The sequence below is a fragment of the Pseudomonas sp. Sample_24 genome, from assembly GCF_004307605.1.
Taxonomy (GTDB): domain Bacteria; phylum Pseudomonadota; class Gammaproteobacteria; order Pseudomonadales; family Pseudomonadaceae; genus Aquipseudomonas.
In genome coordinates, this window is record NZ_RCNW01000019.1 from 1 (window position 1) to 4,771 (window position 4,771).

Below are 4,771 nucleotides of genomic sequence, written 5' to 3' on the forward strand. Positions count from 1 at the left end.
TACTGGCTGGCATTTTGGGTCAAGGTGTTGCAGCCGCTGGTCACCGCCGCCCTGGTATTGATGGCCATCTCTTTCATCTTCGGCCCATTGCGCTCGGTGACCCTCGGTCAGCGAGTGTTCACCGGTGTACTGGTGGGGTTCACCTTCCGCATCGCCCAGGATTTGCTGGGGCCTTCGAGCCTGGTGTTCGGTTTCTCGCCGCTGTTTGCGGTGCTGGTGCCGGCCAGTGTCTGTGCCCTGGCCGGGCTCTGGCTGTTGCGTCGCGCCGGTTGATGGCGGGGTATTTCCCGCTTCACGCGTCATGAAAAACGCCCCTGTCGCAAGATCGGGGCGTTTTTGTACGCGCCGTCTGACCTGCGAACGTGACGCTTGCGTCGTGGATCAGGTACAATTCCCGGCTATTTTTCGGCGGGCTATGCCTGCAGCCTTTTTGAGTGTTGATCCGTGAGTGATTTGAGTCATATCCGCAATTTCTCCATCATCGCCCACATTGACCATGGCAAGTCGACGCTGGCCGATCGCTTCATCCAGATGTGCGGCGGCCTGGCCGAGCGTGAAATGGAAGCCCAGGTACTGGATTCCATGGATCTTGAGCGTGAGCGCGGGATCACCATCAAGGCCCACAGCGTTACCCTGTATTACAAAGCCCGCGATGGCATCACCTATCAGCTGAACTTCATTGATACCCCGGGCCACGTTGACTTCACCTACGAAGTCAGCCGCTCGCTGGCAGCCTGTGAAGGCGCGCTGCTGGTGGTCGATGCCGGTCAAGGCGTTGAAGCGCAGTCGGTTGCCAACTGCTACACGGCCATCGAACAGGGCCTGGAAGTGATGCCGGTGCTGAACAAGATCGACCTGCCACAGGCCGATCCGGACCGTGTCAAAGAAGAAATCGAAAAAATCATCGGCATTGATGCCACCGACGCGGTCACTTGCTCTGCCAAGACCGGTCTGGGCGTCGATGAAGTGCTTGAGCGTCTGGTCACCACCATTCCTGCGCCGACCGGCAACATCGAAGATCCGCTGCAAGCGTTGATCATCGACTCCTGGTTCGACAACTACCTGGGCGTTGTTTCCCTGGTACGCGTGCGCCACGGCCGTGTGAAGAAGGGCGACAAGATTCTGGTCAAGTCCACCGGCAAGATCCACCTGGTGGACAGCGTCGGCGTATTCAACCCGAAACACACCGCTACCGTTGACCTGAAGGCCGGCGAAGTAGGCTTCATCATCGCCGGCATCAAGGACATTCACGGCGCGCCAGTGGGCGATACCCTGACCTTGAGCTCGACGCCGGACGTCGACGTACTGCCAGGTTTCAAGCGCATCCAGCCGCAGGTCTACGCCGGTCTGTTCCCGGTCAGCTCCGACGACTTCGAAGATTTCCGCGAAGCGCTGCAAAAGCTCACCCTGAACGACTCGTCGCTGCAGTACACCCCGGAAAGCTCCGACGCCCTGGGCTTCGGCTTCCGTTGCGGCTTCCTCGGCATGCTGCACATGGAGATCATCCAGGAGCGCCTGGAGCGCGAGTACGACCTGGACCTGATCACCACCGCACCGACAGTAATCTTCGAGCTGCTGCTCAAGACCGGTGAGACGATCTACGTCGATAACCCGTCGAAACTGCCGGACTTGTCTTCGATCGAAGACATGCGCGAGCCGATCGTGCGTGCCAACATTCTTGTGCCGCAAGAGCACCTGGGTAACGTCATTACCCTGTGCATCGAAAAACGCGGCGTGCAGGTCGACATGCTGTTCCTCGGCACCCAGGTTCAAGTGACCTACGACCTGCCGATGAACGAAGTGGTGCTGGACTTCTTCGATCGCCTGAAATCCACCAGCCGCGGCTATGCTTCGCTGGATTATCATTTCGATCGTTACCAATCGGCTAGTCTGGTGAAACTGGACGTGCTGATCAACGGCGACAAGGTCGATGCCCTGGCGTTGATCGTGCACCGTGACAATGCGCACTACAAAGGTCGCCAGTTGACCGAGAAGATGAAAGAACTGATTCCGCGGCAGATGTTCGACGTGGCAATCCAGGCCGCCATTGGCGGGCAGATTGTGGCGCGGACAACCGTCAAGGCGCTCAGAAAGAACGTATTGGCCAAATGCTACGGTGGTGACGTCAGCCGTAAGAAAAAGCTGCTGGAAAAGCAAAAGGCCGGTAAAAAACGCATGAAGCAGGTCGGTAACGTGGAAATTCCACAAGAAGCCTTCCTTGCCGTGCTCAGGTTGGATAGTTAGGTCCTATGTCACTAAATTTCCCGCTGTTGCTGGTCATCGCCGTGTTCGTCTGCGGCCTGTTGGCGTTGCTTGATCTGTTGATCCTGGCGCCGCGTCGGCGTGCCGCCATTGCCTCCTATCAGGGCAGCGTCAGCCAGCCGGACAGGGTGGTTGTCGAAAAGCTGAACAAAGAACCGCTGCTGGTTGAATACGGCAAGTCGTTCTTCCCGGTGTTGTTCATCGTGCTGGTGCTGCGTTCGTTCCTGGTGGAACCGTTCCAGATTCCGTCCGGCTCGATGAAACCGACCCTGGATGTCGGCGACTTCATTCTGGTGAGCAAGTTTTCCTATGGGATCCGCCTGCCGGTGATCGACAAGAAAATCATCGAAGTCGGCGAGCCGCAGCGCGGCGATGTGATGGTGTTCCGCTACCCGAGCGATCCGAACGTCAACTACATCAAGCGTGTAGTGGGCCTGCCGGGGGATGTAGTGCGTTACACCGCCGACAAGCGCTTGTTCGTCAACGGCCAGTCGATTGCCGAGCAACTGGTCGGCTCCGAGCCGGGCACGCTGGGCAGTGCCGAGCTCTACAAGGAAAAACTCGGCATCGCCGAGCACCTGATCCGCAAGGAAATGAGCCGTTACCGCGCCGCACCGGATCGTTCCTGGACGGTGCCTGCCGGGCACTACTTCATGATGGGCGACAACCGCGACAACTCGAACGACAGTCGCTACTGGGATGATCCGAGCATTCCCAAGGATCTGCTGGGCATGGTTCCCGACAAGAACATTGTCGGCAAGGCCTTTGCAGTCTGGATGAGCTGGCCGGAACCCAAACTCAGTCACCTGCCGAATTTCTCGCGGGTTGGCCTGATCAAGTAATCAAACACGGCGCTGTTGAACACAGCGCCGAATGCATTTCTGGAACCGGCACAATCGGCGCCAGATGCATGAAGCCAATGATATTCAGGACGTTATTTTTGAACACAGCGTTAATTGTCCCAGGCCTGCGCCAAATCCCGGCGATGGCGGTGGAATCCAACCACGAACTCAGCGTGGGTAAACCGTGAGCGTCTCCTTAAGCCGTCTCGAGCGTCAGCTCGGCTACACCTTCAAGGATCAGGAACTGATGGTCCTGGCCCTGACTCATCGCAGCTTTGCCGGGCGCAACAATGAGCGCCTGGAATTCCTCGGTGATGCCATCCTCAATTTCGTTGCAGGCGAAGCGCTGTTCGATCGCTTCCCGCTGGCCCGCGAAGGTCAATTGTCGCGTTTGCGCGCGCGTTTGGTGAAAGGTGAGACCCTGGCCGTACTGGCTCGTGGTTTCGATCTGGGCGAGTACCTGCGCCTGGGTTCCGGTGAGCTGAAGAGTGGCGGATTCCGTCGCGAATCGATTCTGGCCGATGCCCTGGAAGCACTGATCGGTGCGATCTATCTGGATGCCGGCATGGAAGTGGCGCGCGAGCGCGTGCTGGCCTGGCTGGCTGGAGAATTCGAAGGCCTGACGCTGGTCGACACCAACAAAGACCCGAAAACCCGCCTGCAGGAGTTCCTGCAGTCCCGTGGTTGCGAACTGCCGCGTTACGAAGTGGTGGATATCCAGGGTGAACCGCATTGCCGGACGTTCTTCGTCGAATGCGAAATCATCTTACTGAATGAAAAAAGCCGAGGTCAGGGTGTGAGTCGTCGTATTGCCGAACAGGTAGCGGCCGCCGCAGCACTGATTGCCCTGGGTGTGGAGAATGGCAATGACTGATACAAACGCAACTCGCTGTGGCTATGTTGCCATCGTCGGCCGTCCCAACGTGGGCAAGTCCACGCTGCTGAACCACATCCTGGGTCAGAAGCTGGCGATCACTTCGCGCAAACCGCAAACCACCCGCCACAACATGCTCGGGATCAAGACCGAGGGCGACGTCCAGGCGATCTACGTCGACACCCCGGGCATGCACAAGGGTGGCGAAAAGGCCCTGAACCGTTACATGAACAAAACCGCTTCGGCGGCGTTGAAAGACGTCGACGTGGTGATCTTCGTGGTTGACCGCACCAAGTGGACCGACGAAGACCAGATGGTCCTCGAGCGCGTGCAGTACGTCACCGGCCCGCTGATCGTGGCGCTGAACAAGACCGACCGCATCGAAGACAAGGCCGAGCTGATGCCGCACCTGTCCTGGTTGCAGGAACAGTTGCCGAACGCTCAGATCATTCCTATCTCGGCCCAGCACGGTCATAACCTTGATGCCCTGGAGCGCGTGATCGCCGATCACCTGCCGGAAAACGATCACTTCTTCCCGGAAGATCAGATCACCGACCGCAGCAGCCGTTTCCTCGCCGCCGAACTGGTACGCGAGAAAATCATGCGCCAGATGGGCGCCGAGCTGCCGTACCAGATCACCGTCGAAATCGAAGAGTTCAAGCAGCAGGGCAAGACTCTGCACATCCATGCCTTGATCCTCGTCGAACGTGACGGCCAGAAGAAAATCATCATTGGCGACAAGGGCGAGCGCATCAAGCGTATCGGCACCGAGGCGCGCAAGGACATGGAGCTG

Annotated in this window: 5 protein-coding genes; all 5 read left to right on the forward strand. The window is 58.4% G+C overall.

Features of this window, described 5'->3' with window-relative positions; all coding sequences use genetic code 11:
* A partial coding sequence (locus D8V06_RS00830; protein WP_241667752.1) for an LptF/LptG family permease occupies window positions 1–273 on the forward strand: 273 nt, incomplete at its 5' end.
* Between the two features lie 171 nt (window positions 274–444).
* Entirely contained in the window at window positions 445–2,244 is a 1,800-nt protein-coding gene (lepA, locus tag D8V06_RS00835) for a translation elongation factor 4 (RefSeq protein WP_056855181.1), read from the forward strand.
* A 5-nt stretch (window positions 2,245–2,249) separates the two neighbouring features.
* Window positions 2,250–3,104 carry a signal peptidase I gene (gene lepB, locus D8V06_RS00840; protein WP_056855182.1) on the forward strand — a complete coding sequence of 285 codons (855 nt, stop codon included), beginning with the start codon at window positions 2,250–2,252 and terminating at the stop codon, window positions 3,102–3,104.
* A gap of 184 nt (window positions 3,105–3,288) precedes the next feature.
* On the forward strand, window positions 3,289–3,978 hold the full coding sequence (rnc, locus tag D8V06_RS00845) for a ribonuclease III (protein ID WP_018927089.1): 690 nt from the start codon (window positions 3,289–3,291) through the stop codon (window positions 3,976–3,978).
* Window positions 3,971–4,771: GTPase Era (gene era, locus D8V06_RS00850; RefSeq protein ID WP_130930273.1), on the forward strand; the 801-nt coding region annotated here is incomplete at its 3' end. The genes rnc and era, both read left to right, overlap by 8 nt.

Coding starts and splice junctions, on each gene's coding strand:
- lepB (WP_056855182.1), top strand. CDS start 2,250: ATGTCACTAAATTTCCCGCTGTTGCTGGTCATCGCCGTGTTCGTCTGC.